Annotated in this window: 28 protein-coding genes; 15 read left to right on the top strand and 13 right to left on the bottom strand. The window is 64.2% G+C overall.

What is annotated here, in order from left to right:
- Nucleotides 1–86 precede the first annotated feature (86 nt).
- The 3 genes from lptB to lptC are packed head-to-tail and all read right to left on the bottom strand — an operon-like array spanning nucleotide 87 to nucleotide 2,222.
- Nucleotides 87–905, bottom strand: coding sequence for an LPS export ABC transporter ATP-binding protein (gene lptB / locus CK220_RS22330; protein ID WP_095813602.1), 819 nt, complete (start codon nucleotides 903–905; stop codon nucleotides 87–89).
- Nucleotides 905–1,522 (bottom strand): LptA/OstA family protein, encoded by a 618-nt coding sequence (locus tag CK220_RS22325; RefSeq protein WP_095813601.1) that lies wholly within the window; start codon nucleotides 1,520–1,522, stop codon nucleotides 905–907. The genes lptB and CK220_RS22325 overlap by 1 nt, the downstream gene beginning before the upstream one ends.
- On the bottom strand, nucleotides 1,509–2,222 hold the full coding sequence (gene lptC, locus CK220_RS22320; RefSeq protein ID WP_095813600.1) for an LPS export ABC transporter periplasmic protein LptC: 714 nt from the start codon (nucleotides 2,220–2,222) through the stop codon (nucleotides 1,509–1,511). Before lptC ends, CK220_RS22325 begins: the two co-directional genes overlap by 14 nt.
- Before the next feature lie 307 nt (nucleotides 2,223–2,529).
- Between lptC and sppA the strand changes: the two genes are divergently transcribed.
- The 4 genes from sppA (at nucleotide 2,530) to CK220_RS22300 (ending at nucleotide 5,231) form a co-directional block, all read left to right on the top strand.
- Nucleotides 2,530–3,483 (top strand): signal peptide peptidase SppA, encoded by a 954-nt coding sequence (sppA, locus tag CK220_RS22315; protein WP_095813599.1) that lies wholly within the window; start codon nucleotides 2,530–2,532, stop codon nucleotides 3,481–3,483.
- Nucleotides 3,484–3,558: 75 nt separating this feature from the next.
- Nucleotides 3,559–3,843 carry an integration host factor subunit beta gene (locus CK220_RS22310; protein WP_027165368.1) on the top strand — a complete coding sequence of 95 codons (285 nt, stop codon included), beginning with the start codon at nucleotides 3,559–3,561 and terminating at the stop codon, nucleotides 3,841–3,843.
- Between the two features lie 61 nt (nucleotides 3,844–3,904).
- Complete coding sequence (locus CK220_RS22305; RefSeq protein ID WP_095813598.1) at nucleotides 3,905–4,237, top strand: DUF1049 domain-containing protein; 333 nt, start codon at nucleotides 3,905–3,907, stop codon at nucleotides 4,235–4,237.
- Nucleotides 4,238–4,259: 22 nt separating this feature from the next.
- Nucleotides 4,260–5,231, top strand: coding sequence for an ornithine cyclodeaminase family protein (locus tag CK220_RS22300; RefSeq protein ID WP_095813597.1), 972 nt, complete (start codon nucleotides 4,260–4,262; stop codon nucleotides 5,229–5,231).
- Nucleotides 5,232–5,296: 65 nt separating this feature from the next.
- On the opposite strand, the gene CK220_RS22295 is transcribed toward CK220_RS22300, so the two are convergent.
- Both CK220_RS22295 and CK220_RS22290 read right to left on the bottom strand, forming a co-directional pair.
- On the bottom strand, nucleotides 5,297–5,674 hold the full coding sequence (locus CK220_RS22295) for a VOC family protein (RefSeq protein ID WP_095813640.1): 378 nt from the start codon (nucleotides 5,672–5,674) through the stop codon (nucleotides 5,297–5,299).
- Between the two features lie 69 nt (nucleotides 5,675–5,743).
- Nucleotides 5,744–6,454 carry a YafY family protein gene (locus CK220_RS22290; protein WP_095813596.1) on the bottom strand — a complete coding sequence of 237 codons (711 nt, stop codon included), beginning with the start codon at nucleotides 6,452–6,454 and terminating at the stop codon, nucleotides 5,744–5,746.
- Between the two features lie 124 nt (nucleotides 6,455–6,578).
- Between CK220_RS22290 and CK220_RS22285 the strand changes: the two genes are divergently transcribed.
- From CK220_RS22285 to CK220_RS22260, 6 genes are all read left to right on the top strand, one after another.
- A complete protein-coding gene (locus tag CK220_RS22285) occupies nucleotides 6,579–7,637 on the top strand; it encodes a class I SAM-dependent rRNA methyltransferase (protein WP_095813639.1) in 1,059 nt (352 codons plus the stop codon).
- Entirely contained in the window at nucleotides 7,638–8,498 is an 861-nt protein-coding gene (locus CK220_RS22280) for an RNA methyltransferase (protein WP_095813595.1), read from the top strand.
- 7 nt (nucleotides 8,499–8,505) lie between these two features.
- A complete protein-coding gene (lspA, locus tag CK220_RS22275) occupies nucleotides 8,506–8,994 on the top strand; it encodes a signal peptidase II (RefSeq protein ID WP_095813594.1) in 489 nt (162 codons plus the stop codon).
- Between the two features lie 54 nt (nucleotides 8,995–9,048).
- A complete protein-coding gene (locus tag CK220_RS22270; protein WP_095813593.1) occupies nucleotides 9,049–10,038 on the top strand; it encodes an MDR family oxidoreductase in 990 nt (329 codons plus the stop codon).
- Between the two features lie 139 nt (nucleotides 10,039–10,177).
- On the top strand, nucleotides 10,178–12,457 hold the full coding sequence (locus CK220_RS22265) for a PAS domain-containing hybrid sensor histidine kinase/response regulator (protein WP_095813592.1): 2,280 nt from the start codon (nucleotides 10,178–10,180) through the stop codon (nucleotides 12,455–12,457).
- Between the two features lie 186 nt (nucleotides 12,458–12,643).
- Nucleotides 12,644–13,528 (top strand): GNAT family N-acetyltransferase, encoded by an 885-nt coding sequence (locus CK220_RS22260; protein WP_095813591.1) that lies wholly within the window; start codon nucleotides 12,644–12,646, stop codon nucleotides 13,526–13,528.
- 97 nt (nucleotides 13,529–13,625) lie between these two features.
- On the opposite strand, the gene CK220_RS22255 is transcribed toward CK220_RS22260, so the two are convergent.
- Nucleotides 13,626–14,258 (bottom strand): trimeric intracellular cation channel family protein, encoded by a 633-nt coding sequence (locus CK220_RS22255; protein ID WP_095778725.1) that lies wholly within the window; start codon nucleotides 14,256–14,258, stop codon nucleotides 13,626–13,628.
- 114 nt (nucleotides 14,259–14,372) lie between these two features.
- Between CK220_RS22255 and CK220_RS22250 the strand changes: the two genes are divergently transcribed.
- Together CK220_RS22250 and CK220_RS22245 are read left to right on the top strand one after the other, a co-directional pair.
- Nucleotides 14,373–14,984 (top strand): TetR/AcrR family transcriptional regulator, encoded by a 612-nt coding sequence (locus CK220_RS22250; protein ID WP_095813590.1) that lies wholly within the window; start codon nucleotides 14,373–14,375, stop codon nucleotides 14,982–14,984.
- A gap of 58 nt (nucleotides 14,985–15,042) precedes the next feature.
- Nucleotides 15,043–15,822, top strand: coding sequence for a quercetin 2,3-dioxygenase (locus CK220_RS22245; protein WP_210201441.1), 780 nt, complete (start codon nucleotides 15,043–15,045; stop codon nucleotides 15,820–15,822).
- A 130-nt stretch (nucleotides 15,823–15,952) separates the two neighbouring features.
- Here the strand turns inward: CK220_RS22245 and grpE are convergent, their stop codons facing one another.
- Nucleotides 15,953–16,603 (bottom strand): nucleotide exchange factor GrpE, encoded by a 651-nt coding sequence (gene grpE / locus CK220_RS22240; RefSeq protein ID WP_095813589.1) that lies wholly within the window; start codon nucleotides 16,601–16,603, stop codon nucleotides 15,953–15,955.
- Between the two features lie 218 nt (nucleotides 16,604–16,821).
- Here grpE and CK220_RS22235 point away from each other — a divergent pair, with 218 nt between their 5' ends.
- On the top strand, nucleotides 16,822–17,022 hold the full coding sequence (locus tag CK220_RS22235) for a hypothetical protein (protein ID WP_067318902.1): 201 nt from the start codon (nucleotides 16,822–16,824) through the stop codon (nucleotides 17,020–17,022).
- A gap of 47 nt (nucleotides 17,023–17,069) precedes the next feature.
- Here the strand turns inward: CK220_RS22235 and CK220_RS22230 are convergent, their stop codons facing one another.
- The 6 genes from CK220_RS22230 to cysG form a co-directional block, all read right to left on the bottom strand.
- Nucleotides 17,070–17,690 carry a DJ-1/PfpI family protein gene (locus CK220_RS22230; protein WP_095813588.1) on the bottom strand — a complete coding sequence of 207 codons (621 nt, stop codon included), beginning with the start codon at nucleotides 17,688–17,690 and terminating at the stop codon, nucleotides 17,070–17,072.
- Between the two features lie 243 nt (nucleotides 17,691–17,933).
- On the bottom strand, nucleotides 17,934–18,467 hold the full coding sequence (locus tag CK220_RS22225) for a DUF934 domain-containing protein (RefSeq protein ID WP_095813587.1): 534 nt from the start codon (nucleotides 18,465–18,467) through the stop codon (nucleotides 17,934–17,936).
- Nucleotides 18,468–18,637: 170 nt separating this feature from the next.
- The gene (locus CK220_RS22220) at nucleotides 18,638–19,402 is read right to left on the bottom strand and encodes a phosphoadenylyl-sulfate reductase (RefSeq protein ID WP_095813586.1); all 765 of its coding nucleotides are present in this window, start codon (nucleotides 19,400–19,402) and stop codon (nucleotides 18,638–18,640) included.
- The gene (locus CK220_RS22215) at nucleotides 19,377–21,047 is read right to left on the bottom strand and encodes a nitrite/sulfite reductase (RefSeq protein ID WP_095813585.1); all 1,671 of its coding nucleotides are present in this window, start codon (nucleotides 21,045–21,047) and stop codon (nucleotides 19,377–19,379) included. Before CK220_RS22215 ends, CK220_RS22220 begins: the two co-directional genes overlap by 26 nt.
- A 40-nt stretch (nucleotides 21,048–21,087) precedes the next feature.
- Entirely contained in the window at nucleotides 21,088–21,393 is a 306-nt protein-coding gene (locus CK220_RS22210; RefSeq protein WP_095813584.1) for a DUF2849 domain-containing protein, read from the bottom strand.
- Entirely contained in the window at nucleotides 21,390–22,838 is a 1,449-nt protein-coding gene (cysG, locus tag CK220_RS22205) for a siroheme synthase CysG (protein ID WP_095813583.1), read from the bottom strand. The genes CK220_RS22210 and cysG overlap by 4 nt, the downstream gene beginning before the upstream one ends.
- Before the next feature lie 413 nt (nucleotides 22,839–23,251).
- Between cysG and CK220_RS22200 the strand changes: the two genes are divergently transcribed.
- Together CK220_RS22200 and ybaL are read left to right on the top strand one after the other, a co-directional pair.
- Complete coding sequence (locus tag CK220_RS22200) at nucleotides 23,252–23,689, top strand: host attachment family protein (RefSeq protein ID WP_095813582.1); 438 nt, start codon at nucleotides 23,252–23,254, stop codon at nucleotides 23,687–23,689.
- Nucleotides 23,690–23,897: 208 nt separating this feature from the next.
- On the top strand, nucleotides 23,898–25,700 hold the full coding sequence (ybaL, locus tag CK220_RS22195) for a YbaL family putative K(+) efflux transporter (RefSeq protein ID WP_176479160.1): 1,803 nt from the start codon (nucleotides 23,898–23,900) through the stop codon (nucleotides 25,698–25,700).
- Nucleotides 25,701–25,718: the final 18 nt, after the last annotated feature.

Raw genomic sequence — 25,718 nt, 5'->3', positions numbered from 1 at the left:
GCTTACCGGAGCGTTATTCGCGGGCAGAGCAGGCATAAAGCCGGAAAATTCAGCGAGAAATTGCCGCAGAACTGGAATTTTCGCGTTTAGAGCGTAAAACCCTCGCCGAGATAAAGCCGCCGCACATCGGCGTTGGCGACGATCTCGTCGGCGCGGCCATGCGTCAGCACTTGGCCGGCATGGATGATATAGGCGCGGTCGATCAGGCCGAGCGTCTCGCGCACATTATGGTCGGTGATCAGCACGCCGATGCCGCGTGCGGTGAGATGGCGGACGAGCTGCTGGATGTCGGCGACCGCGATCGGATCGATACCGGCGAAGGGCTCGTCGAGCAGCATGTAGGCCGGCCGGGTCGCCAGCGCCCGCGCGATCTCGAGGCGCCGTCTTTCGCCGCCCGACAGCGACATCGACGGCGCCTTACGCAGATGGCTGATGTGGAATTCCTCGAGCAGTTCGTCGAGCGTGCGCTCGCGTTCCTTGCGGCTCTTTTCCACCACTTCCAGAACGGCGCGAATGTTCTGCTCGACGTTGAGGCCACGGAAGATCGACGCTTCCTGCGGCAGATAGCCGATGCCGAGGCGGGCGCGCCGGTACATCGGCATCGAGGTGACGTCGAAGCCGTCGATCTCGATCGTGCCTTCGTCCACCGGCACGAGACCGGTGACCATGTAGAAACAGGTGGTCTTGCCGGCGCCGTTGGGCCCAAGCAGTCCGACGGCCTCGCCGGCCCGCACGCCGAGCGTCACGCCGCTCACCACCTTGCGACCCTTGTAGCTCTTGGTCAGACCCTTGGCGATCAGGGTGCCCTTGAACTTCGCCTTGTCGGCGCCGACCGTTGCCGGAGCAGACGTTTTTGCGGCTGTCCGCCCCGGGAGGCGGGCCAGCAGCGACGATACGCCGGCCATTAGTTGCTCGACGCTCCCTGCTGGGCCGTGCCCTTTTGGGGCGCGCCCTGCTTCTGCGGCGTGATCGACATGATTACGCGACCGCCGGTGCCGCAGCCGTCGACATTGGCAAGGCCGCTTTTCATCTGAACGGTGAGCTTGCAGCCCTTGAGCACGTTGTCGCCCTGCGAGAGCACCACTTCGCTGCCGGAAAGAACGAGCACCTGCGTCTTCATGTCGAACGTGCCCTTGTCGCCGGTGGCGATCTGGTCGTTCGACTTGATATAGACTTTGTTCTCGACGACGAGGTGATCGATGTTGGCTGCGCCCGTCATCGCCGATGCGCCGGCCGCCGCGCCTTTGGGAGCGTTTGGATCCTTGACGTAGTAGACAGTCATCTTGCCGGCCTTGAGCAGCGTCGGCCCCTGATTGACGGTGACGTTGCCGCTGAAGATCGCCGCGCTGTCGGCCTGACGGACCTCGAGCTTGTCGCTTTCGATCTGGATCGGCTGATCGCCCGATAGTTTCAGGCCGGACATCTGGCTGGTGCCGCCGGACTGGGCAAGCGCTGGCACCGCCCCGAGCAACATGAACAGAGAGGCCGCCGCTGCAAGCCTTGCCGAACTACTGCGACGCATTCTGCTCTCCGCCCTTTGCCTCTGCCGCCTTCAGACTTGCCGCATCGATGTTGACGCGCACCCGGTTCTCGAAGACCACGACCTTGCCGTTTTCTTCCACCGACATCGAGTCGGCGGTGATGCGCGATCCGCCGCGGCTAACATCGACCGGATTATCCGTCTTCATAGAACCTTTGCCCATGTCTAGGAAGACCGATTTGAACTTGGCTTCCATGCCGTCGCTCGTCGTCACCAGGACATCGCTTGTGAGGTCCATCGTGTTGGCGTCGCGGTCGTAGATGCCATGCGCGGCGTTGACCGCCACCACATTGTCGCTGGCGACGGGCAGCTTGGCGTTGATGCCTTCGAGGTCGATGATACCCTGCTTGCCGACATCCTGGGTCGCCCTGGTCGCCGTCAGCGAGTAAGGCAGTTTCTGCTTGGTGAAGCCGTTGAGCTTGGGATTGGCCATCACCAGCTTGCCGTTCGAAAAGGCTGTGCCGTCGGCCTGTACCGAGATCGACACCGGCGCGGCGAGATACGAATAGACCGGAAAGGCGATAGCAATTGCCGCCGCCAGCAGCGGCACGGCGAATTTCAGCACGCGCACGCGGCGCGAATGCCGCTGCGCACGATCGAACGCATCGCCGCGCGTGCCGCTTTCGCCAGCGGCAGCCGATACCGTTTCGGCATCGCTCGTTTCGTCAGATCGCGCCAACATGACTATTTTCTAATGAGCCCTTGCCCCGCCAAACACCGCCTATAGGTGGTATGCCGGTCCCCGCAAGCAAGCACAAGCGGAGGAAAACTGCAAAAATGTGACGGCTACTACGGTACGACTAGGACGAATCCGGCTGCACTGCCAGCTCTTCATAGCAGATAGGAACGGGCTGCGTTAATTTTTCGTGAGGTCGTCGTGACCGCCGCGTTGCGCCAAGACTTGTCAGGAACCAGGGCGTCAGGAAACGGTAGCCCCGCGCGGATGGTTGCTTTAAAAGCGTCCTTTCCCACCGAATGTGAGGCTGACCATGGCAATGAGAGCCGACGACCTGATCGACCGCCGCCGCTTGCGCCGCAAGCTGACGTTCTGGCGCGTGACCGCGTTTGTGGTTCTGGCGGCAGCGCTGATCGCGTTTTCGGCATGGATCTACGGTGATGATTTCACCGGTCAGGCGATCGACCACATTGCCAAGGTCAAGATCGAAGGCACGATCACCGAGGACGAGGAGCTGATCAAAAGACTGGAGACGATCCGCAAGTCCGCAACGGTGAAGGGCGTCATCCTGTCGATCGATTCGCCCGGAGGCACCACGGTCGGCGGCGAGTCGATCTATGAGGAAGTGCGCAAGCTTGCCGCCGACAAGCCGGTGGTAGCCGAGGTCGGCACGCTGGCCGCGTCCGCCGGCTATATGATCGCAAGCGCGGCCGACCACATCGTCGCCCGCAAGACCTCGATCGTCGGATCCATCGGCGTGCTGATCCAGTATCCCGACGTGAGCGGCCTGATGGACAAGCTCGGCATCAAGCTCGAAGAGGTGAAGTCCTCGCCGCTGAAGGCTGCGCCCTCGCCCTTCAAGCCGACCAACGACGACGAGCGCGCCATGGTGCGCAAGCTCATCCTCGACAGCTATGACTGGTTCGTCGGCATTGTCGCCGAGCGGCGCAAGATGACCCGTGAGCAGGCGCAGGCGCTGGCCGACGGTTCGATCTTCACCGGCCGCCAGGCACTCGGCAATCACTTGGTTGATGCCGTTGGCGGCGAAGCCGAGGCGATCAGCTGGCTGGCGAGCAAAGGTGTCGACAGCAAGCTCAAGGTCGTCGAATGGAAGGATACGGAAGGACACGGCTTCCTGTTTTCGAAAAGCATGACCAAAGCCGTCGCCAACGCGCTCGGCCTGCCGGACGCCGGCGGCGACATCATTCACGAGCTTGGCGCCGACCGCTTGTTCCTTGACGGTCTCGTTTCGGTCTGGCACCCTTGACAACCATTGGGACGAGCCAAATAAAGCAATAAAATCATCCTGATATTTGACCGCAGTGGTTTACGGGGAACGTTCATGATCAAGTCCGAGCTTGTGCAGATCATTGCCGCGCGCAACCCCCATCTTTTCCTCCGCGACGTTGAAAACATCGTCGGCGCGATCTTTGACGAGATCACCGACGCGCTCGCCGAAGGCAACAGGGTCGAGTTGCGCGGTTTCGGCGCCTTTTCGGTGAAAAACCGCCCTGCCCGCACCGGCCGCAACCCCCGCACCGGCGAATCCGTCGAGGTCGAGGAGAAGTGGGTGCCGTTCTTCAAGACCGGCAAGGAGTTGCGCGAAAGGCTGAACGGCGGCAAATAGGCGCTGCGCCGGCAGGTCGGGAAACGAGGGTTCGGCGTTTAAGCCACCTCCAGGAGATTTGATGTTCAATCGCGTCATGCTCGTCGTGGTCTTCGTGCCGCTGGCCGTCATCCTGATCGCGCTTGCCGTCGCCAACCGCGGTCCGGTCGCTTTCACGCTCGACCCGTTCCATCCGGGCAATCCGGCGCTGACGCTGAATTTGCCGCTCTTCATCTTCCTGTTCCTGGCCTTGGCCACCGGCATGATCGTCGGCAGCATGGCGACCTGGGTGAAGCAGGGCCACTACCGCAAGCTCGCGCGCCAGCGCGGGCTGGAGGCCGAGAACCTGCGCCAGGCAGTGAGCCGCGCACCCGCTGCGCCGAAAGGACCGGCGCTGCCCAAGCCGACGAACTGAACAGCGCCTTACGGAGCTTTCGATGCTGACTATTTCGGCCGCCGAGGTCGACCGCGCTCTGACCTTTTCAGGTCTGGTCGAGACGCTGCGCGCCGCCTTCCGCGAAGGCGCCGTGCAGCCGGTGCGTCACCATCACGCGGTCGAGCGGCCGGACGGCGCCGCCTCGACGCTTTTGTTGATGCCGGCCTGGACCGACTTCGACGCGGCCGGCACCTCGGCCGGCGGCCATATCGGCGTCAAGATCGTCACCGTCTCGCCGGACAACAACGCCATCGGCAAGCCGGCGGTGATGGGCCTTTATCTGCTGCTCGACGGCGTGACCGGCGAACCCCAGGCCCTGATCGACGGCCAGAGGCTGACGCAATGGCGGACCGCCTGCGCCTCGGCGCTCGCCGCATCCTATCTCGCCCGCGAGGACGCCTCGCGGCTCTTGGTGATCGGCGCCGGCGCGCTGTCACCTTTCCTCGCCAAGGCGCATTCGGCGGCCAGGCCGGTCAAGTCGATCCGCATCTGGAACCGCACGCCGGCCAATGCCGAAAAGGTAGCGGCGGCGCTGCGCGCCGAAGGCCTCCCGGCGAGCGTGGCCGGCGACCTCGAAACCGAGCTTGGCGAGGCCGACATCGTGTCGTCGGCGACGATCACGACCGCGCCGCTGATCAAGGGCGCGCTGTTGAAGCCCGGGGCCCATGTCGATCTGGTCGGCGGCTTCACGCCGCAAATGCGCGAGAGCGACGATGATGCAATTTCCCGCGCTCGCGTTTATGTCGATACCCGCGCCGGCGCCACCAAGGAGGCCGGCGACATCGTGCAGCCATTGGCTTCCGGTGTCCTGAAGCCTGAAGCGATCGTCGCCGACCTGCACGAACTGGCGCGTGGCCAAAAAGGCGGTCGGCAGAGCGACGACGAGATCACGCTGTTCAAGTCGGTCGGCGCTGCACTCGAGGACCTTGCTGCCGGTATCGCCGTCTACAAGGCGCTCAGCACAAGCCCGTAGGGGAATAGGGTAGTGGGCAATAACGAAGCACACACCCTATTGCCTATTGCCTATTGCCTATTGCCCTACTGTCCTGCCTCGTTCGGCCAGTAGACACGCAGCCGATGACCATCGGGATCGAGCGCGACGAAGGTGCGGCCGAAGTCGAGATCGACCGGCGCCTGCGGTATTTTCAGCCCGCGTCCCGCCCAGTCCGCATGCGTGGCGTCGACCGCGGCCGAATTCTCCACCGCAAGCACGAGCTCGCCGCCTCCGCCCGCGGCGGCGGCCGCCGGTTCAACCGTGTGGCGCGACCACAAGCCGAGCCTGAAGCCGTTGTCGAGGACGAACATGGCGAAGGTGGGCGAGGCCTCGACCGGCTGGCGCCCGAGCAGCGAGGCGTAGAACGCGCCGCTCTTCTCGGGGCTGTCGACATAGAGGATGACGAAATTGGGCGTGGTCATGTCGGTCTCCAAGGTGTCTGAACCTTGGCCAAGCTAGACCATCCCACTGTCAGATTCTGGCAGCAGAAATCAGTCAGCAGACTCCTGCGCCGTCTTCCGCGCCGATCCATCGAGCGTCGCTCGCCATTCCTTGAGCATCGCCTGGCGGCGGCGCGGATAGCGGATCTCGGTGGCTGTGAGAGCGGACATGCGGTCGGCGCGGAAATGCCGGAAATCCTGGCGCAATTCGCACCACGCCACCATCACCCGCACCTTGTCGAAGAAGCCGAGCGCGAACGGCCAGACCATGCGCTCAGACGCGGCGCCGCCAGCGTCGCGGTAGAGGAAGCCGAGCTTGCGCTCGCTGCGGATCGCCTGCCTGACGATGCCGAGATCGATCGCCTCGCCGCTCGCTGAACTCGGCCCGACCAGCAGCGTCGTGGCGTCGAGATCCTCGCGCAGATCGTCCGGCAGCACCGCCGCGATCTTGGACAGCGCATCCGTCGCCGCCGCGGCCAGCCGCTTGTCCGGCTGTTTCGCCACCCAGCGCGAGCCGAGCACGATCGCCTCGATCTCCTCGTCGGTGAACATTAGCGGCGGCAGCATGAAGCCGGGCTTCAGCACATAGCCCAGCCCCGCCTCGCCTTCGATTGGCGCGCCCTGCCCCTGCAGCGTCGCGATGTCGCGATAGAGCGTACGGATCGACACGCCCATTTCATCCGCAAGCGTGCGGCCGCAGACCGGCCGGCGGTGGCGGCGCAGAATCTGGATCAGGTCGAGCAGGCGTTCGGAACGGGACATGACCGGAGATTTGCCCGTTTCTTCGGGCGAGGTCCATCGCATCGCGATAGAACAGCGCCGGACCATCCGGTTGCGAAGCCGAAGGGCCTATGCCAAAAGCGGCGTGCCGTTCCGGAGATTGTTCTTGAAGTCCTTTCGCGACCGAAACCGCGACAACCGTCCGCGCCAGCCGGCGAATCCCCCCAGCCGGTCGCGGCTGCGGGAGGCGGCTTCGGCGGAGAGGTCGGAGCCGCACCCTCGTCAGGAAACAAAATCAGCGCAGCGTCCTCTTGCACGCCGCGAAGGCCCGTTGCCCGCCGAGCGCCTGCCGCTGATCCTCGAAGTCGCGCCCAATGCCGACTATGCTCTGCTGGACAGCGGCGCCGGCGAAAAACTAGAGCAGTATGGGCCCTACCGCATCGTGCGCCCCGAAGGCCAGGCGATCTGGCAGCGCGCGCTTCCCGCCAAGGAATGGCAGCGCGCCGACGCCATCTTCACCGGCGACACCGACGAGGAAGGCATCGGCCGCTGGCGTTTTCCAAAAACGCCGCTCGGCGAGACGTGGCCGATGAAGCATGACGGCATCGACTATCTCGGCCGCTTCACCTCATTCCGCCATGTCGGCGTCTTTCCCGAACAAGCCTCGCATTGGGACCACATGGCCGGGCTGATCGCCGCGGCAAAGCGACCGGTCAAGGTGCTGAACCTCTTCGGCTATACCGGCCTTGCCTCGCTGGTGGCGGCGCGCGCCGGCGCCGAGGTCACTCATGTCGACGCCTCGAAGAAGGCGATCGGATGGGCGCGCGAGAACCAGGAGAGAGCCGGCCTTTCCGATAAGCCGATCCGCTGGATCGTCGAGGACGCGGTCAAGTTCGCCGAGCGTGAGGAGCGCCGTGGCAGCCACTATGACATCGTGCTCTTCGACCCGCCCGCCTATGGCCGCGGTCCCAAGGGCGAAGTCTGGCAATTGTTCGAGGATCTGCCGGGCCTCACCGATCTCTGCCGCTCGATCCTGACGCCGAAGCCGATCGCCGTGGTGCTGACCGCCTATTCGATCCGCGCCTCCTTCTTCGCCATCCATGCCTTGATGCGGGACGCCTTCGCCGGCATGGGCGGCACGGTCGAATCCGGCGAGCTGATCATCCGCGAGAAATCCGCCGGCCGCGCGCTATCGACCTCGCTGTTCTCGCGCTGGGTGGCTTGAATGGTCCCGCATGATGGAGCCCGGCCCGTTGGGCAGGTCAAGGAAGTCACCAGCCTCGCCAATCCGCTGGTCAAGGACATCAAGGCGCTGGCCCTGAAGAAGTTCCGCGACCAGCAGAACGCCTTCATGGCGGAAGGCCTGAAGCTGGTCATCGACGCGCTCGACCTCGGCTGGTCGATCAGGACGCTCGTCTTCGCCAAGGCCGGGCGCGGCAACGCGGCGATAGAAAAGGTCGCGGCGCGCACGGTCGCCGCCGGCGGCACCGTGCTCGAAGTCTCGGAAAAGGTGCTGGCGGCAATCACCCGCCGGGAAAACCCGCAAATGGTCGTCGGCGTCTTCGTCCAGCAGACGCTGCCGCTGAAGGATATCCGCGCCACGGACGGCGACGTCTGGGTCGCGCTCGACCGCGTTCGCGATCCCGGCAATCTCGGCACGGTCATCCGCACCGTCGACGCCGTCGGCGCCAAGGGCGTCATCCTCGTTGGCGACACTACCGATCCGTTTTCGCTGGAAACGGTGCGCGCCACCATGGGCTCGATCTTTGCCGTGCCGGTCGCGAAGGCGACGGAGCAGGCTTTTCTGGCCTGGCGGCGCGACTTTCCGGGCCTCGTCGCCGGAACGCATCTGAAGGGCGCCGTCGATTTCCGTTCGGTCGACTTTTCGAGAGGCCCGGTGCTGCTCTTGATGGGCAATGAGCAGCAGGGCCTGCCCGACAGCCTCGCGGATAGTTGCGACCGGCTGCTCAGGATCCCGCAGGCCGGGCGCGCCGATTCTCTCAATCTGGCGGTTGCTACCGGCGTCATGCTGTTCGAGATCCGGCGTGGCGCGTTGAAGCTCGACCCCGCTGCCGACACGCGATGAGGAAATCGTGAAGTCCTGGTCCCCTTACGCCCTGCTGGTCGTGCTCGCAATCGCACTCGACCAGTGGATAAAACAGCTGGTGGAAAACGGTCTCGCCTTCCAGGAAAAGGTCGATCTGCTGCCTTTCCTGGCGCTGTTTCGCACCTACAACACCGGCATCGCCTTCTCGATGTTCGCCTCCCTCGGCGACACCGGTCTGGTGGTCATCGCCGCGCTCGTCGTCGCCTTCGTGCTCTATCTGGCGGTGCGCACGCCCGCCGGTCACGTCCTTGCCCGGATCGGCTTCGCCCTGATCGTCGGCGGCGCGCTCGGCAATCTGATCGACCGCGCGGTCTACGGCCACGTGATCGACTATATTCTTTTCCACACGCCAGTCTGGTCCTTTGCGGTGTTCAACTTTGCCGACGCCTTCATTTCCGTCGGCGCGGCGCTGGTCGTCTTCGACGAGCTGATCGGCTGGCGGCGGGAAACCAGGTCCCAGGATCCAGGCAATTGACCTAGCGCGGCCACCGCCGCAAAGTCGTTTCAAACAAAAAACGAGGAGACCAAAGTGTCCGATACCTTCAAAGCCATCCTCGTTTCGCGCGACGCCGAGAAGAAGCAGTCGGTCGAGATCGTCGACCTCACCGAAGCTGACCTGATGGAAGGCGATGTCACCGTCGCCGTCGAGGCGACGACGGTGAATTACAAGGATGGTCTGGCCATCACCGGCAAGGCCCCGGTCGTGCGCCGCTGGCCGCTGGTGCCCGGCATCGATTTCGCCGGCACTGTCATCGAATCTTCGCACGCTGACTGGCGCAAGGGCGACAAGGTCATCCTCAATGGCTGGGGCGTCGGCGAGACGCATTACGGCGCCTATGCCGCCCGCGCCCGCGTCAGGGGCGACTGGCTGGTGCCGCTGCCCGACGGCATGAGCCCGCATGATGCGATGGCCGTCGGCACCGCCGGCTATACGGCAATGCTCGCCGTCATGGCGCTGGAGCGGCATGGCATCGTGCCGGATCGCGGGCCGGTGGTGGTGACGGGGGCCGCCGGCGGCGTCGGCTCGGTCGCCATTTCGATCCTCTCCACCCTCGGCTACCATGTGATCGCCTCGACCGGGCGCAATGCCGAAAGCCCCTATCTGATCGACCTGGGCGCGGCCGAGGTGATCTCGCGCGACGAGCTCAGCCAGCCGGCCAAGCCGCTGGCCAAGGAACGCTGGGCCGGCGGCGTCGACTCGGTCGGCACCCATACGCTGGCCAACGTGCTGTCGATGACGTCCTATGGCGGCGCGATCGCCGCGTGCGGCCTGGCCGGCGGCATGGACCTTCCGACGAGCGTCGCCCCCTTCATCCTGCGCGGGGTCTCGCTGCTCGGCATCGATTCCGTCATGGCGCCGAAAGCGGTGCGCCTCGAGGCGTGGCGCCGCATCGGCGCCGACCTCGACCTCAAGAAACTGTCGATCCTGTCGCGCTCGATCGGCTTCGACGGCATCATCGGCGCCGCGCGCGACATCGTCGAGGGCAAGATCAGAGGCCGCGTGGTCGTCGATCTGTAGTACCCACGAATAGCGTCCGGCGATATCCCGTCCGAAGTTGCCCAAAACCAGGCAAAACTGCCGGATATCGGCATGGAAGACTAAAATTCGAACGATCCGCCGCAATCTTCCATAATCTCTGTCTGGCAAGGTTTTCCGCATGCTCGCGGACTCCGACTTCAGACAGGACAGCAAAGCCGCAGGCGACGGCGGACTGGGTCCTGACGCGCCGAAGCGGCAGGTGCTTGTCGCGCCGCCGCTGGTCCCCGCATTGCAAGCGGAAAGTCATGAAGGTCTGCCGTTCCTGACGATCGTCGCCATGGTCGTCCTGGCCGGGCTGGCGCATCTCACCGGAGCGCCGATCTTCATCACCATCGGCCTCCTGGCGACCGGCCTGGGCGGCCTGATGATGCATCTGCGCAACCAGCGTACTGAGCGCCGCACCGCCGCACTTCTCGACGAGACGGCCGCCCGCAGCCGCGCCGAGATCGAGACCCTCGCCGACCGCATGTGGGAGATGCAGGAGAGCGAGGAGCGTTTTCGCGGTCTGATCGATGCGCTCGGCGACCTCGTCGTCCATCGCGACCGCGACGGCCACATCGTCTACGCCAACAAGGTGTTCGCCTCGCTCGTCGACATCGATCAGCGCGACCTCGCCGGCAAGACGCTTTCCGAGCTCGGCATCGACGTCGGCGTCGTCCCCGAGGCCGCCTTTTCGGATCATGAGTGCCTGAGCTCTACCGATGTCGCCATCCGCACACCGAACGGGCCGCGCTGGTTCTCCTGGATCGAGCTCTCGGTGCGCGACAGAGACAGCGGTGCTGTTTCGCACCGGGCGATCGCCCGTGACATCACCGCCCGCAAGCGCGCTGAATCATCGCTGATCACCGCCCGCGAGCGGGCCGAATACGCCAGCCAGGCCAAGTCGCGCTTCCTTGCCACCGTCAGCCACGAGATCCGCACCCCGATGAATGGCATCATGGGCATGGCGAAGCTGCTTGCCGACACCGACCTGTCGCCCGAGCAGCGTACCTATGTCGGTGCAGTCTCGACTTCCGCAAGCTCGCTGCTGGCGCTGATCGAGGACCTGCTCGACTATTCCAAGATCGAGGCCGGCCGCTTCGATCCCGAGCCGCAGCCGACGTCGCTGCGCGAGATCGCCGACAACATCATCGAGCTGCTGGCGGCGAAGGCCTTCTCCAAGAACATCGGCCTCGGCTGTCACGTCGAGCCCGACGTGCCGCAGATGATCACCGCCGACCCCGGACGCGTGCGCCAGGTGCTGCTCAATCTCATCGGCAATGCCGTCAAGTTCACCGACGCAGGCGGCGTGCTGCTTATCGTCGCGCGCGCCAGCACCGAGGGCACCGACCGCATCCGCTTCACCATCGCCGACACCGGTCCGGGGCTGCGCGAAGAGGATATGGAGCGCATCTTCGAGGAATTCGAGCAATCCGACGGTACTTCGACCAGGGTGCACGGCGGCGCCGGTCTCGGCCTTGCCATCTCCAAGCGCCTGGTGATCGCCATGGGCGGCACGATCTCGGTTTCGAGCCGGCTCGGCGAGGGATCCGAATTCGTCTTCGACATTCCGGCGACCGCGGCAACCCAACCGCCGCAATATCGCCGGGACATCCTCTCGGACCGGCGCGCGGTGATCGTGTCCAAGAATGCGGTCGAGGCCGATGCCATCGCTCGCACCGTCCGCGCGCATGGCGGTGCCGTCGAGATCGCGGCCACGCCGGACCAGGCCGTTGGCTTCGCCGCCGGCTGCAACGTGCTTCTGGTCGATGCCGCGCTCGAGAACAGCGACGGCCGCCTGCTCAAGCGGCTGCGTCAGAGCGGTTTTGTCGACTGCCAGGCCATCACCCTGATTGCACCCGCCGATCGCGGCATGCTTGGCGAATTCCGCGCCAACGGCTACGCGACGTTCCTCGCCCGGCCGGTGCGCGGCGAAACGCTGCTGCGCGTGCTGTTGACCAGCCATGTGCCGGCGCCCGCCGAGCCGCGACCGGAACCGCGCGGCGCCGCGTCCGTCCGCCGCCGCGACCAGGGCCTGTCCGTGCTGATCGCCGAGGACAATGACATCAACGCGATGCTTGCCCGCGCCACGCTGCTCAAGGCGGGACATCGCGTCAAGATCGTCGGCAACGGCAAGGCCGCGGTCGAAGCCGTCACCGACGCCGGCCTAAAGCATCGTTTCGACGTCGTGCTGATGGACCTGCACATGCCGGTGATGGACGGGCTGGACGCGATCGCTGCCATCCGCCGCCATGAGGAAGCGCTTGCGGTGCCGCCGATCCCGATCATGGTGCTTTCGGCCGACAGCCAGGAAAAGACACGCCATACAGTGCTGGCCCACGGCGCCAGCGGTTTCGTCACCAAGCCTCTCGACCCTGATGCGCTCGTCCAAGCCGTTGAGAGCCAGGCTGCGGCGTAACGAATTTTTTAGACTTTCCCGAACGCCTTGGATTGCTTGGCTTTCGCAGCCATAGGATAGCCGGTTGAGGGTATTGCCCAGCCGACGAAGTATTGCCGGGATCGCCGTATCACGGTACTGTCACAATCCTGTTGCACCTACACCGTATCCCCGTGCCAAGAGGGATGGCTCGAAGGAGAATCACTCGTGCATACAGTCATGCCTGAATGCGATACTCGGCCGAACCCCAGCGCCCTTCTCGGCGCGCGTGCTGCCGACGCTGTCGCAAGCGGCGCACCGCTGGGCCGCATTGGCAACCTGGAAGTGCGGCTCGCCCGCAACGGGGCCGAGATCGCCGCCGCCCAGGAAGTGCGCTATCGGGTATTTTTTGACGAGCTTGGCGCGAGGAAGGATTTGTTCCAGGCGCAGGATCGGCGCGATGCCGACCGTTTCGACCCGCTCTGCGATCATCTCCTGGTTTTCGACACCGCGCTTCCCGGCCCGGAGCACCGCCGCATCGTCGGCACCTATCGCCTGCTGCGGCAGGAGATCGCCACCGCGGCGGGCGGCTTCTACTCCGAGGGCGAGTTCGAGCTGACCAAGCTGGTGGCGCGCCATCCGGGCCAGCGCTTCCTCGAGCTCGGGCGCTCCTGCGTGCTGCCGGAATACCGCTCCAAGCGCACCATCGAGGCGCTCTGGCAAGGCATCTGGGCCTATATCAACCATTACGGCATCGGCGTGATGACCGGTTGCGCCTCCTTCCACGGCACTGTGCCGGCCGCACATGCCGAGGCGCTTACCTATCTCGCCCATCACTGCCGCACCGACCAGGCTTGGGATGTCCGGGCGGTGGCCGGCCGCTACTGCTCGATGGACCTGATGCCGATCGAGGCGGTCAATGCCAAGGCCGCGATCGCCGCCATGCCGCCGCTCGTCAAAGGCTATCTGCGCGTCGGCGCCCGCATCGGTGACGGCTGCGTCATCGACCACGAATTCTCCACCGTCGACATTTTCGTCGTCATGCCGGTCAAGGAGATCGGCGCCCGCTACGTCAACTACTATGGCGGCGAAGGCCAGCGTTTCGCGGCGTGAGGCAATTGGTGAATGGTGAATGGTGAATGGTTGGGAGCACACGCCCTGCCGTTTGCCGACTATTCACTATTTACCATTCACCATTCACCATTCACTACTAAGGAATATCCTCCGGCCTTCGCCCGGGCCGGCTCTTATAGGCCGGGAACGACCAGCCGAATTTCAGCGCCCCGCCCCGCACCAGGAATGCCGCCGCAAAGCCGAGCAGGCTGGATGGCAGGGCCGACATGCCAACGAGATCGCCAAAGGTGAAGAGCGCTGCACCGGCAAGCGCCGCCGTGACATAGATTTCGGGCCTTAGCAGCACGGAAGGCTCGCCCGCGATCAGGTCGCGCAATATGCCGCCGAAGGTCGCGGTGAGCACCCCGGTGATGACTGACACGACCGGCGAGCCGGTGATCGCCAGGCCCTTTGCAGCGCCCATCACCGCAAACGCGGCAAGCCCGATCGCATCGAGCCAGAGCAGCAGCTTGTAACGGGATTCGACGCGATGGGCGCTGAAGAAGACAAGCACCGCCATTACGGCGCAGATCAACACATAGCCGCTGTTGGCGACCCAGAACACCGGCAGGTTGAGGATGACGTCGCGCAGCGTTCCGCCGCCGATGCCGGTGATGCTTGCCAGAAACAGGAAGCCGATGATGTCGAGCTCTTTGCGCGACGCGGCAAGCGCGCCGGTCGCCGCGAAGACGGCGACGCCGGCATAGTCGAGCAACTCGATCGGGTTCATGGGGGTGAATAATGAAACAGTGAGCGCGGAATAGCGAGCGACACCCACGAAAGGGATTGACCTTAGGTAAATTAAATGATTGAATAGTTCATTCAAATTATTAGGTGGGCGACTATGTCTCCTCGCCGCTACAGCATGGGTTCCCGGACTGCCGCCTTCGCCAATACGAGGCAGCGGATTCTCAACGCGACAATCAAGCTGCACACCAAGAACGGCATCTTCGGCACGACTTGGAAGGATATCGCCGGGGAAGCCGATGTCGCCGTTGGCACCGTGTACAAGCATTTTCCTACCCTGGATGACCTCGTGCCTGCGTGCGGCGAATTGCTGATGGAGCGCCTGCGTCCTCCGTCGCCCGAAGCGGTGAAGGAAATAATCGGCGGGGCGACTAATCCAAAAGAACGGTTACGCCGGGTCGCGAACGAGCTGTTCGCCTTCTACTCCCGTGGCGGACAGCATCTCGAAAGCGACCTGCGTGAGCGGGAGCTTCCTGCCATCCGGGAATGGGAAGAATACCTGCGGAACATGGTGGCTGGATTCGTGCGAGAGGCGCTGGCGGAGGCTGACCCCGGCGATGATGTCGTTCAGGCAATCAGCTTCCTGTTCGACTTTCCGACGTTCAACGCAATGCGAATACGCGGCATGACGGTGGATCTGGCCGTCGAAACGGCAACGGCAATGGCGCTCTGCTGGCTCAAGGGCAAAGGCCGGACGGGCACGTCTTGAACGAACAGAATGCGGGAGGCGAAATAAAGGGCAACGCTCGATAGCGAAGGAGGAAGTCATGGATACGAAAGTCGTTGAAGTCACCGAATTTGCATTGAAGCCCGGATTCACCGAGCAGATGTTCCTGCAGACCAAAGATGAAGTGAATGACGAGGTGCGGAAGCTCCATGGTTTCCTCAATCGTCGCCTACTCAAATCCGAGGGAGGCTGGACGGAGATATTCGAATGGGCGGACATGGACAGCGCCAAGGCGGCTGGCGAAGTCTGGTCCACTCTGCCCGGCATCAAAAACTATTGCTCGATGGTGAATTCCGCGTCGATCAAGGTCGGCTACCACTCCGTGGCGGCCGCGGCTGGCGGCGAAGGTGGCACGAGCACCCCCCGCGCCTTTTGCAGTCACGCCTTGGAAGGGGAGGCGCGCTGGTGGCTTGGCTCCCTGGCGGTGATCAAGGCGACAGCGGCCCAAACGGCGGGCCAGTTCACCCTGGTCGAAGTGCTCGAGAACGAAGGCGAGGCGCCGCTGCATGTCCATCATCGCGAGGATGAGTCATTCCAGGTGATGGAAGGCGAGATCGAGTTCGAGATCGGGAGCAGGAAGATCATGGCTGGACCCGGCTCGTTCCTGTTTGGGCCACGCGATGTACCGCATCGCTATAGGGTCAAGCGTGGGCCGGCCCGGATGCTGTTCTTCTTTACGCCCGGCGGTTTCGAGGACCTTTTGAGGGCGACCAGTGTGCCCGCTGGCGACAGAAACATCCCTCCGGACGGCGTAGGAATGCCGGACATGGAGACGTTTCCCGATGTGGTCAGCCGCTTTGGGTGTGAACTGCTTGGGTGAAGAAAAGGCAAGCGCTGCGCGGCAAATAAATTGTGGCGACCTTTTTGATCGTCCCCCGAAATCGGACAGGCTTCGGGGGCGGTCGATCATGCCGTAGGTTTTGGAGGCGGTTGCTAACTACTCTCGTCCCTCACGCATCCTTCTCGGCCTGCTCGTTCACCGGACCCGGCTCCACCGGCGCTTCGGCCGCGGCGGCCTTTGGGCCACCCTTGGAGACGCCGACCATCGCCGGCCTCAACACGCGCTCGCCGATCGAATAGCCGGGTTGCACGACCTGGACCACGGTGCCGGCCGGAACGTCGGGGTTGGGCACCTCGAACATCGCCTGATGGAAGTTCGGGTCGAACTTCTCTCCTTCGGGCGCGAGCTTCTTCACGCCGTGCCGCTCCAGCGCCGCCAGCATGGCGCGCTCGGTGAGGTCGACGCCCTCGATCAGCGCCTTGAAGCCGGCATCGCCGGAGGCCTTGGCCTCGGTCGGAATGGCGTCCAGCGCGCGGCGCAAATTGTCCGACACCGACAGCATGTCGCGCGCGAAATTGGCCACAGCGTAGGTGCGCGCATCATGTACGTCGCGCGCGGTACGGCGCCGCAGATTCTCCATTTCGGCAGCTACGCGAAGCGCGCGGTCCTTCAGTTCCTCGTTCTCCTTCAGCAGCCGCACAAGCGCCTCATAGTCGCCGTCGACGCCGCCTTCCGCACGTTCGCCGGAAGCCCGGGCCTCGGAAGCCTGGTTGACTTCGATTTCCTCGGGCGCGCGTTCGTCTTTTGCCTGGTCGCTCATCGCCGTTTCCCGTCATTCGAATTGGTTTGGATTTGCGCCCGATATCGAGGTTTAGGGGCCAAAAATCAAGGGGCAAGCACCGATGACTGTCCTTCCCCGATCGTTCCAAATTAATTCAAATTTTACCGTACCGGACGGCTTTACTTGCCACTGAGAGCCTATGCGGGAACCATTGCCGGGCTGCGAGAGTTTCGAAGCCGACACAGGATTTTGGGACCATGAAGGGCAACATTGGCGAAAGGCGCGCCAAGCTCGCCGACGATATCAGGCGACAGGTTGGCACGGAAGCGACCAAGCGCCTTCTGCGCACGCTGCCGGCATTTCGCCTGGAAAAGGAAGTGCCAAAGCAGTTCACGGATCTGCTCGACCGCCTGGACGGCGCCGAGACGGACAAGGCGGACGGCCAGCGGCAGCACTAGCCGCAGGCCGCCCTTTCCCTAGTTCCATAGCGTAAGGCGCTGAGGAACTACGCGGCCCTGCGCTCGTCGCGCATCAGCGCCTCGCCATGACGGATCTCGGTGCCGAGCACCTTGAGGCACTCCCGCATGAACGCCGCAAGGCCGGGCCATCCCTTTGCCGAAACCAGATTGCCGTCGACATGCACGCCGGTCGGCGACACGTCGATATATATGCCCCCGGCGAGCGTCACCTCGGGCTCGCAATACTGTAGCGCCGCGACCTCCCGGCCGCGCACCACGCCGTCGACGGCGATCAGGATTTGAACGCCGTGGCAGATGGTGAAGATCGGCTTGCCGGTTTCGTGGAAATGCCTGACCAGCGCCTGCACGCGCTTATCGATGCGAATATATTCCGGCCCGCGTCCGCCCGCAGCGTAGACCGCATCGTAATCGGCGGGGTTCACCTCGGCGAATGTCTTGTTGAGGATATAGTCGTGGCCGAGCTTTTCCGTATAGGTCTGATGACCTTCGAAGTCGTGCAGCGAGGTCTTGAGCACGTCGCCGGCCTTCTTGTCCGGGCAGACGACATGGACGGTGTGACCGACCGCATGCATTGCCTGCTCAAAGACGAAGATTTCGTATTCCTCGCTGAACTCACCAACGAGCATCAGTATCTTCTTGCCTGCCATGCCGATTCCTCCCTTTGCCGCCTGTTTATTTCGGAGCGCGAAATAATTATCCTATCCTAAGGGCAAGAGGGCGGAAGGGGAAGTGCAAATCGCATAAGTGGTCTGACCAGATCGCGGCAAAGAGGCCGTGGAAGCAGATCGCCCGCATCCCGGACGTCAAAAACAAGATTCTTGGTCAGACCAAAGCTGCAGGCTCGCTTGCTATCGGACGGGCGCCTTTCGGCTGGTCAGGGCCTCGCGGCGTCAGCCCGGGCGTTTGCGCCGCCAGGAATATTTCGGACCCTTGACTTCCGGCTCTACCGCCGGCTGGTAATAGACCGGCAACCCGCCTGTGCGCCCTTCCTCCAGCCGCTTCAACAGCACCGGATTGGAGACTTCGAACTCGTCGAAGCCGAGCCGCAGCATATGCGGCAACTGGTCGACCAAAACCTGGCCCGTGGCGCGGACCACGCCCTTGAAGTTATGCCGGGTGCGCAGCAATTCGCCCTTGGAGAAGGAGCGGCCGTCGTTGAAGGCCGGGAAGGCAAGCGCCACCAGCGACAGCTGGTCGAGCAGGCCGACGATCTTGTCGAGCGCGTCGCCGGGGAGCAGGAGCACGCCGAGGCGCTCCTTGGCTGACCTGCGGATATCGTAATCGAGCCCGAGGAAAGCCTGCAACGGCAGGATGAAGCGTCCATTGCCGGCAAGCGCCTCGGCGCTCTCGGCATGGGTCCATTCGTCCTCGCAAAAACCCTTCGGGGTCCAGAGGCGGGTTTCCGATTTGGTCGGCTCAGTCATCAAAATTCCTAATGCGCTAAGAATTGCAAGGATATGTCGCTGTGCAGGTCGGCCCGAGTCGGAAATGGTGGACTTCCGAGTACCGGAGCGCAGCGTACTTCAACTGCGTGAGCACCGGAAGCGCAGGAACCCGCCATTGCAGGCCGGCCTCACCTCAGTAGCTGCTATCCTTAAAGTGATGCGTCGGTCAGCGACTTCTCCAGCCCCGACAGATGGATGCCGCACTCGGTCTTGGCGTGCCCCGCCCAGCGGCCGCTGCGCGCATCCTCGCCTGGCTGTACCGGCTGCGTGCAGGGGAAGCAGCCGATCGACAGATAGCCATAGGCGACCAGCGGGTTTTCACGCAGCGCATGCGCGCGCATGTAGTCGGCCTGGTCGGACGTCGTCCAATGCGCGAGCGGATTGATGCGGATGCGCGAGCCGACCGCCTCGAAGACCGGGAGTGCCGCGCGCGTCGAAGCCTGGAAGCGCTTGCGCCCGGTGAACCAGGCGCGGAATGGCTCGACGCCACGCGCCAGTGGCTCGACCTTGCGCAGGTTGCAGCAGGCGTCGGTATCGGTCTCATGCAGCCGGCCGGTCGGATCGACGCGTTCGAGCGCCGCTTCGTCCGGCTTGATCACCCTGACATCGGTCAGGCCGAAATCGGCGACTAGCGCGTCACGGTAGCCGAGCGTCTCCTCGAAATGCTTGCCGGTGTCCAGGAAGATCACCGGCAGCGAGCGGTCGATCTCGGCAATCATGTGCAGGAGGACTGCCGAATCGGCGCCGAAGGACGACACGGCGGCAACCTCGCCGCGGAAGAATTCACGCGCCGAGCGCTCGAGGATCTCGATCGGCTTCAGGTGGCCGAGCAGCGCGTCGAGCCCCGCCGCTTCCGCGGCAACGCCGGCTTCGACGCCGCCGATCCGGTCAAGCGGCCTTGGTTTCGCCAGCATAGAGCGCCTCCTTGAACGGCGCGGGACCGACACGGCGGTAGGCGTCGATAAAGCGTTCGTCGGGATTGAGCCGAAGGCCGAGATAGGTCTCGACGATCTGCTCGATGGCGTCGGTGACCTCTTCCGAGGAGAAGCCGGGGCCGATGATCTCGCCGACGGACGTGTTCTCGTCGGCCGAGCCGCCGAGCGTCACCTGGTAGAGCTCGGTGCCTTTCTTCTCGACGCCGAGGATGCCGATATGGCCGACATGGTGGTGACCGCAGGCATTGATGCAGCCGGATATCTTCAGCTTCAGCTCACCGATCTCGCGCTGCCGCTCCAGCGAGGCGAAGCGGCGGGAGATTTCCTGGGCAACCGGGATCGAACGCGCGGTGGCCAGCGCGCAATAATCGAGGCCGGGGCAGGAGATGATATCGCTGATCAGGTTGGAATTGGCCGTTGCCAAGCCGATCTCGACCAGCGCGTCATAGACGGCCTTGAGGTCGGCGCGCGCCACATGCGGCAGGATCAGGTTCTGCTCGTGGCTGACGCGCAGCTCGTCGAAGGCGTATTTCTCGGCGATGTCGGCAACAGCTTCCATCTGGCTGTCGGTGGCGTCGCCGGGCACCTCGCCGATGCCCTTGAGCGAGATCGTCACCGCCGCATAGTCGGGATGGCGATGCGTCACGACATTCTGGTCGAGCCACTCCGAAAAACTCTTGGAATCGAGCCGCGCCTGCTTCACCGGCGCGTCGCCTTCCGGCCGGTCCGGCAATGCCGGCGGTGCGAAATAGGCATTGATCGCCTGGATGTCGGCTTCGGGCAGCTTCAGCTCCGCGTCCTTCAACTCCTGCCATTCGGCCTCGATCTGGCGGGTGATCTCCTCGACGCCGGTCTCGTGGACGAGGATCTTGATACGCGCTTTGAATTTGTTGTCGCGGCGGCCATAGAGGTTGTAAACGCGCAGGATTGCCGTGCAGTAGGACAACAGCTCGGCTTCCGGCAGGAAATCGCGGATCTTCCTAGCGACCATCGGCGTGCGGCCCTGGCCGCCACCGACATAGACCGCAAAGCCCAGCTCGCCGGCCGCGTTCTTCTTCAGATGCAGCCCTATGTCGTGCGTCTGGATGGCGGCGCGATCGCGCTCGGCGCCAGTCACCGCGATCTTGAACTTGCGCGGCAAGTACGAGAACTCCGGATGCACCGACGACCACTGGCGCAGGATCTCCGCATAGGGACGCGGATCGGCAACCTCGTCGGCGGCCGCGCCGGCGAAATGGTCCGCGGTGACATTGCGGATGCAGTTGCCGCTGGTCTGGATGGCGTGCATCTCGACGCTCGCCAGATCAGCAAGGATCGCCGGAATGTCGGACAGCGCCGGCCAGTTGAACTGGATGTTCTGGCGCGTGGTGAAGTGGCCGTAGCCCTTGTCGTATTTGCGGGCGATGTGACCGAGCATGCGCAATTGCCTGCTGTTCAGCGTGCCGTAGGGCACCGCGATGCGCAGCATATAGGCGTGCAGCTGCAGATAGACGCCGTTCATCAGCCGGAGCGGCCGGAACTGGTCCTCGGTGATCTCGCCGGCTAGCCGGCGCTGCACCTGGTCGCTGAACTCGGCGACGCGGGCCTTTACGAAATCGTGGTCGAACTCGTCGTAACGGTACATGCTTCGTCTTTCAGGGCGCGTCCGCCCGCTTTCTTGTGTTCTATGCCGCCCGTGCCGGAGCCGGGCTCGCCTGCTTGCCGATGTCGGTACGGATGGTGGGTCCCGCGGCGCGGATCTTCTCGCGCAGCCGCACCGGCTCGACCACGCCGTTGATCACGGTCACATCGATCAGGTTGACGTCGACGACTTCGTTGTTGGCGGCGGCCGCGGCGCCGATGGCCTCGAGCCGATCCTCCGCCGCCTTGTCGTGAGCGATGTCGGCATGGCCGACCGTCTCCGCCCAGCCGCCATCGGCGTACCAGACGGCGATACCGTCGGAGAGCCTGTTCGCGGTCAGAACCTTCATTGCTCAACTCCTTCGGCCGCTACGCCGGCCGTATCTTCACGCGTGTGCGCCGCAAGCGGTTCGGATTGCTCGAAATTGGCGCCGGCGACGGCGTCGCCGATGATGGTCATGACCGGACCGGTAAGATCGGCGCGCGCTTCCAGCGACGGCAGGTCGGCCAGCGTGCCGTGGAAGCGGCGGCGATTGCCAAGGCTGGCATTCTCGACCACGGCGACGGCGGTATCGGGTGACAGCCCGGCTTCGATCAGCCGGCCGGCGACTTCGGCTGCGACCGAGCGGCCCATATAGACGGCGACCGTGGCGCCGGCGATGGCGAGCTTTGCCCAATCGGGCAGTGAGTTGCCCTTGAGGTCATGCCCGGTGGTGAACACCATCGAGGACGTCACGCCGCGCAGCGTCAGCGGCAGTTCGAAATCGGCGGCCGCGGCGAAGGCGGCGGTCACGCCCGGAACCACCTCATAGGCGATGCCGGCCTCGCGAAGTGCTGCCATTTCCTCGCCCGCCCGCCCGAACACAAGCGGATCGCCTGACTTCAGCCGCACCACGCGCTTGCCGGCGCGGCCGAGCTCGATCAGCAGGGCGTTGATTTCTTCCTGGCTCTTGGAATGACAGCCTTTGCGCTTGCCGACGGGCAGCCGCTCGGCATCGCGGCGGCCCATGGCGACGATCCCTTCAGGTACCAACGCATCGTAGACGATCGCGTCGGCCTCCATCAGCAGGCGGTGGGCGCGCAGCGTCAAAAGGTCCTCCGCGCCCGGGCCGGCGCCGACCAGCGCGATGTGGCCGGCGGTCGGCGCGTCCGAAGTCAGAAGATCGAGCGCAGCACTATGCGCCCTGGCAAACTCTCCGGCTTCAACCGCCCTGGCCGGGACGCCGGCGAAGAAATCGCTCCAGAAGCGGCGGCGGCGATTGCCCTTCGGCAGCCGCTCGGCAGCAGTGCGGAACGACGACGCCAAGGCCGCCAGCCGGCCAAGCGACGGCGACAGCATGCGGTCGATGCGCACGCGCAGCAGTTGCGCCAGCACAGGGCCGGCGCCCTCGGTTCCGATGGCGATGGCGACGGGCGCGCGGTTAACCAGCGCCGGGGTGAAGAAATCGCAGAGCTCGGGCCGGTCGACCGCGTTGACCGGAATGCCCAGCCGGCGGGCGTCTTCGACGACACGGCGGTCGAGCGCCTCGTCGCCGCTGGCGGCAAACACCATGGCCGCGTCCTCGAGGTGCGCGGCATCGTAGGCGACATCGATGTGGACAGCGCCGGCGGTTGCAATGAAATTCAGAAGCTCAGCATCGGCACTGTCCGCAATGATGCGCAGCGTCGCGTTTGACTGAGCAAGCAGCCTGGCCTTGGCCAGTGCCTCCTCGCCGTTGCCGACGATGGCCACGGCTTCGCCGTCGACCCGCAGGAAGACGGGGAAGGCATTGAGCTTGGCATTGGCTGGCGACATGGCGATAAACAATACGAGAACAGTCTGGCAGTTTTATGCGGACCCGGCAAAAACCAGAAGGCAAGCACTCGCGCATCCCTTGATGGCAGGCAATCGCTTTTTCGCAGCCGCGAAAGGCAGGAGAAAAAAATTCTACGCCGGAGCTTGAGGCGGTCAGGCCCCCGCTCCGAGAGCTGTTGATCCAGCATAATTTTTAGCGCCGGGCAGCCGACACGGCAAAACGGTTTTTTCTAAATTCTACCAATCTAGTAGATTAAGACGCGTCTTGCTGGTGGGTGAGATCGCTGCCGCCTGCAGCACGTCGGTTCATCCGGAACTATCAGGCTCGGCGGCACGTTTCGCTCACGATCCATCCCGTCGGCCGAGCAGCGCTCGCGGGGCTTCGATTTGTGCATTAAGGCAAGGAGGAATTCATGAACATCGAGCTTAAACGCGGTCTCTGGGTGGTCGTGGCCGACGGCGAGAAGGCGCTTTTCCTCCGCAATGAAGGCGACAGCAAGTTTCCGAACCTCGAGGTGGTTCAGGAGATGGAGCAAGAGAATCCCGCCACCAGGGAGCAAGGCACCGACAAACCGGGTCGATATGCCGAAGGGCCACGCAGCGCGATCGAAGAGACCGACTGGCACCGCCTCGGCAAGGAACGTTTCGCAAGCGATATTGCCGACCGCCTCTACAAGCTTGCACATCGGGGTGAGTTCGACCAGCTCGTGTTGATCGCGCCGCCGCAGGTGCTCGGCGAGATGCGGCAGAAGCTGCACAAGGAAGTCAGCGAAAAAGTGCAGGCGGAAATCCCCAAGACGCTGACCAATCATACCGTCTTCGACATCGAGAATCTGCTCAAAGCGGCCTGAGCGGCACACAGGAACGCACAGTGCAGGAGACGATGCCGTGGCCCCCTGATGGCGGCTCGCTCTGATTTTCTCATCCGGCGCCCGATTGCGGCGCCGATCTCCTAGCGGTGGTTGCGTCACCGCCCCTCCCCCGACCATATTGCGAAGGCGGCGGCCCTCGGACGGCGCTTATCGACATCGTGAATTCTCGAAAGGCGCTCCATAGACAATGCCGCATGACACGCCCCTGATCGCCACCATCGTCGCCGGTTTGGGGCTTGCCTTCGTTTTCGGAGCATTGGCCAACCGTTTCCGCATCCCGCCGCTGGTCGGCTATCTGGTGGCCGGCGTGCTGGTCGGGCCGAACACGCCGGGCTTCGTCGCCGACGCCAGCCTTGCCAACGAACTCGCCGAGATCGGCGTCATCCTGCTGATGTTCGGCGTCGGCCTGCATTTCTCGCTGAAGGATCTTTTGTCGGTCCGCGCGATTGCCGTGCCCGGCGCGGTCGTGCAGATCGGATTTGCCACGCTGCTCGGCGTCGGCCTGGCCTGGCTGCTTGGCTGGTCGCTCGGCGCCGGCCTTGTCTTCGGGCTCGCGCTCTCCGTCGCCTCGACGGTCGTGCTGCTGCGCGCCATGCAGGAGCGGCGGCTGATCGAGACCGAGCGCGGCCGCATCGCCGTCGGCTGGCTGATCGTCGAGGATCTGGCCATGGTGATGGCGCTGGTGCTTTTGCCGGCGCTGGCCGGCGTGCTCGGCGGCCAGCGGCAGCCCGACGACCATGCGAGCCTGCTTTGGCTGCCCGCCAGCTACGGCATATGGGGCGTGGTCGGCATAACGCTGGCCAAAGTCGCCGTCTTCGTCGTCGTCATGCTGGTCGTGGGCCGCAGGGTCATTCCCCGGATCCTTCACTATATCGCCCATACCGGCTCACGCGAGCTGTTCCGGCTCTCGGTGCTCGCCATCGCGCTCGGCGTCGCCTTCGGCGCGGCGAAGCTGTTCGGCGTCTCGCTGGCGCTCGGCGCCTTCTTCGCCGGCATGATCATGAGCGAATCCGAGCTCAGCCACCGGGCGGCGGAAGAATCGCTGCCGCTTCGCGACGCCTTCTCGGTGCTGTTCTTCGTCTCGGTCGGCATGCTGTTCGATCCGTCAAGCCTGGTCAGCAACGGCCTGCCGATCCTGGCGACATTAGCCATCATCCTGATCGGCAAATCGATTGCCGCCTTCGTCATCGTCAGCGCCTTCCGCTATCCGGTAGCGACAGCGCTGATGATCTCGGCCAGCCTTGCGCAGATCGGCGAATTCTCCTTCATCCTGGCCGAGCTCGGCGTCGGGCTGAAGCTTCTGCCCGAACAGGGCCGCGACCTCATTCTGGCCGGCGCCATCCTGTCGATCGTGCTCAACCCGCTGATGTTCCTGATCGTCGATAGGATGAAGCCGTGGCTGGAAAAGCGCGCCGGCAAAACGGCAGAGCCCGAGGAAGCAAGGCCGATCGGCCCGGCGACCGAGCCCGGCCAGGTGGCCTCGGTGGCGGCAGCGTCTGAAAGCGAGGATGGTCCGCCGCCGCGGACGGCGCTCACCGGCCATTCCATCCTGATCGGCTATGGACGTGTCGGCAGCCTCGTGGGCGCGGCGCTGAAACAAGCCGCCTTGCCCTTCCTGGTCGTCGACGATGCCGACAAGACGCTGGCGAAGCTGAGGACCGACGGCGTCGAAACGGTGGCCGGCAATGCCGCCAATGCGGACGTCTTCGCCGCAGCCAATCCGGAAGGCGCCAAACGGCTGATCCTCGCCATCCCCAACGCCTTCGAGGCGGGACAGGTGGTGCTGCGGGCGCGCGCCGCCAATCCCGGCATCAGCGTCATTGCGCGCGCCCATTCCGATGCCGAGGTCGAGCATCTCAAGGGTCTCGGCGCCGATACCGTGATCATGGGCGAGCGCGAAATAGCACGCGGCATCGTCGAGGCGGTTACCGGCATGTCACCCGCTCGGTTGGACGACGCCGCTGTCGAGATCGGGCCGCAGCCTGTTTGATCTGCGCGTCCGTGCGCA

The sequence above is a fragment of the Mesorhizobium sp. WSM3860 genome (assembly GCF_002294995.1).
In the GTDB taxonomy this organism is placed as follows: domain Bacteria; phylum Pseudomonadota; class Alphaproteobacteria; order Rhizobiales; family Rhizobiaceae; genus Mesorhizobium.
Note: the sequence above shows the minus strand (reverse complement) of the source record. Positions and strands in the feature narration are given on the sequence as shown.

Bases quoted from the DNA above. Each gene is read 5' to 3' on its own strand.
- lptB (WP_095813602.1), bottom strand. From the start codon at position 905: ATGGCCGGCGTATCGTCGCTGCTGGCCCGCCTCCCGGGGCGGACAGCC.
- CK220_RS22325 (WP_095813601.1), bottom strand. From the start codon at position 1,522: ATGCGTCGCAGTAGTTCGGCAAGGCTTGCAGCGGCGGCCTCTCTGTTC.
- lptC (WP_095813600.1), bottom strand. From the start codon at position 2,222: ATGTTGGCGCGATCTGACGAAACGAGCGATGCCGAAACGGTATCGGCT.
- sppA (WP_095813599.1), top strand. From the start codon at position 2,530: ATGGCAATGAGAGCCGACGACCTGATCGACCGCCGCCGCTTGCGCCGC.
- CK220_RS22310 (WP_027165368.1), top strand. From the start codon at position 3,559: ATGATCAAGTCCGAGCTTGTGCAGATCATTGCCGCGCGCAACCCCCAT.
- CK220_RS22305 (WP_095813598.1), top strand. From the start codon at position 3,905: ATGTTCAATCGCGTCATGCTCGTCGTGGTCTTCGTGCCGCTGGCCGTC.
- CK220_RS22300 (WP_095813597.1), top strand. From the start codon at position 4,260: ATGCTGACTATTTCGGCCGCCGAGGTCGACCGCGCTCTGACCTTTTCA.
- CK220_RS22295 (WP_095813640.1), bottom strand. From the start codon at position 5,674: ATGACCACGCCCAATTTCGTCATCCTCTATGTCGACAGCCCCGAGAAG.
- CK220_RS22290 (WP_095813596.1), bottom strand. From the start codon at position 6,454: ATGTCCCGTTCCGAACGCCTGCTCGACCTGATCCAGATTCTGCGCCGC.
- CK220_RS22280 (WP_095813595.1), top strand. From the start codon at position 7,638: ATGGTCCCGCATGATGGAGCCCGGCCCGTTGGGCAGGTCAAGGAAGTC.
- CK220_RS22265 (WP_095813592.1), top strand. From the start codon at position 10,178: ATGCTCGCGGACTCCGACTTCAGACAGGACAGCAAAGCCGCAGGCGAC.
- CK220_RS22255 (WP_095778725.1), bottom strand. From the start codon at position 14,258: ATGAACCCGATCGAGTTGCTCGACTATGCCGGCGTCGCCGTCTTCGCG.
- CK220_RS22250 (WP_095813590.1), top strand. From the start codon at position 14,373: ATGTCTCCTCGCCGCTACAGCATGGGTTCCCGGACTGCCGCCTTCGCC.
- CK220_RS22245 (WP_210201441.1), top strand. From the start codon at position 15,043: ATGGATACGAAAGTCGTTGAAGTCACCGAATTTGCATTGAAGCCCGGA.
- grpE (WP_095813589.1), bottom strand. From the start codon at position 16,603: ATGAGCGACCAGGCAAAAGACGAACGCGCGCCCGAGGAAATCGAAGTC.
- CK220_RS22235 (WP_067318902.1), top strand. From the start codon at position 16,822: ATGAAGGGCAACATTGGCGAAAGGCGCGCCAAGCTCGCCGACGATATC.
- CK220_RS22230 (WP_095813588.1), bottom strand. From the start codon at position 17,690: ATGGCAGGCAAGAAGATACTGATGCTCGTTGGTGAGTTCAGCGAGGAA.
- CK220_RS22225 (WP_095813587.1), bottom strand. From the start codon at position 18,467: ATGACTGAGCCGACCAAATCGGAAACCCGCCTCTGGACCCCGAAGGGT.
- CK220_RS22220 (WP_095813586.1), bottom strand. From the start codon at position 19,402: ATGCTGGCGAAACCAAGGCCGCTTGACCGGATCGGCGGCGTCGAAGCC.
- CK220_RS22215 (WP_095813585.1), bottom strand. From the start codon at position 21,047: ATGTACCGTTACGACGAGTTCGACCACGATTTCGTAAAGGCCCGCGTC.
- CK220_RS22210 (WP_095813584.1), bottom strand. From the start codon at position 21,393: ATGAAGGTTCTGACCGCGAACAGGCTCTCCGACGGTATCGCCGTCTGG.
- cysG (WP_095813583.1), bottom strand. From the start codon at position 22,838: ATGTCGCCAGCCAATGCCAAGCTCAATGCCTTCCCCGTCTTCCTGCGG.
- CK220_RS22200 (WP_095813582.1), top strand. From the start codon at position 23,252: ATGAACATCGAGCTTAAACGCGGTCTCTGGGTGGTCGTGGCCGACGGC.
- ybaL (WP_176479160.1), top strand. From the start codon at position 23,898: ATGCCGCATGACACGCCCCTGATCGCCACCATCGTCGCCGGTTTGGGG.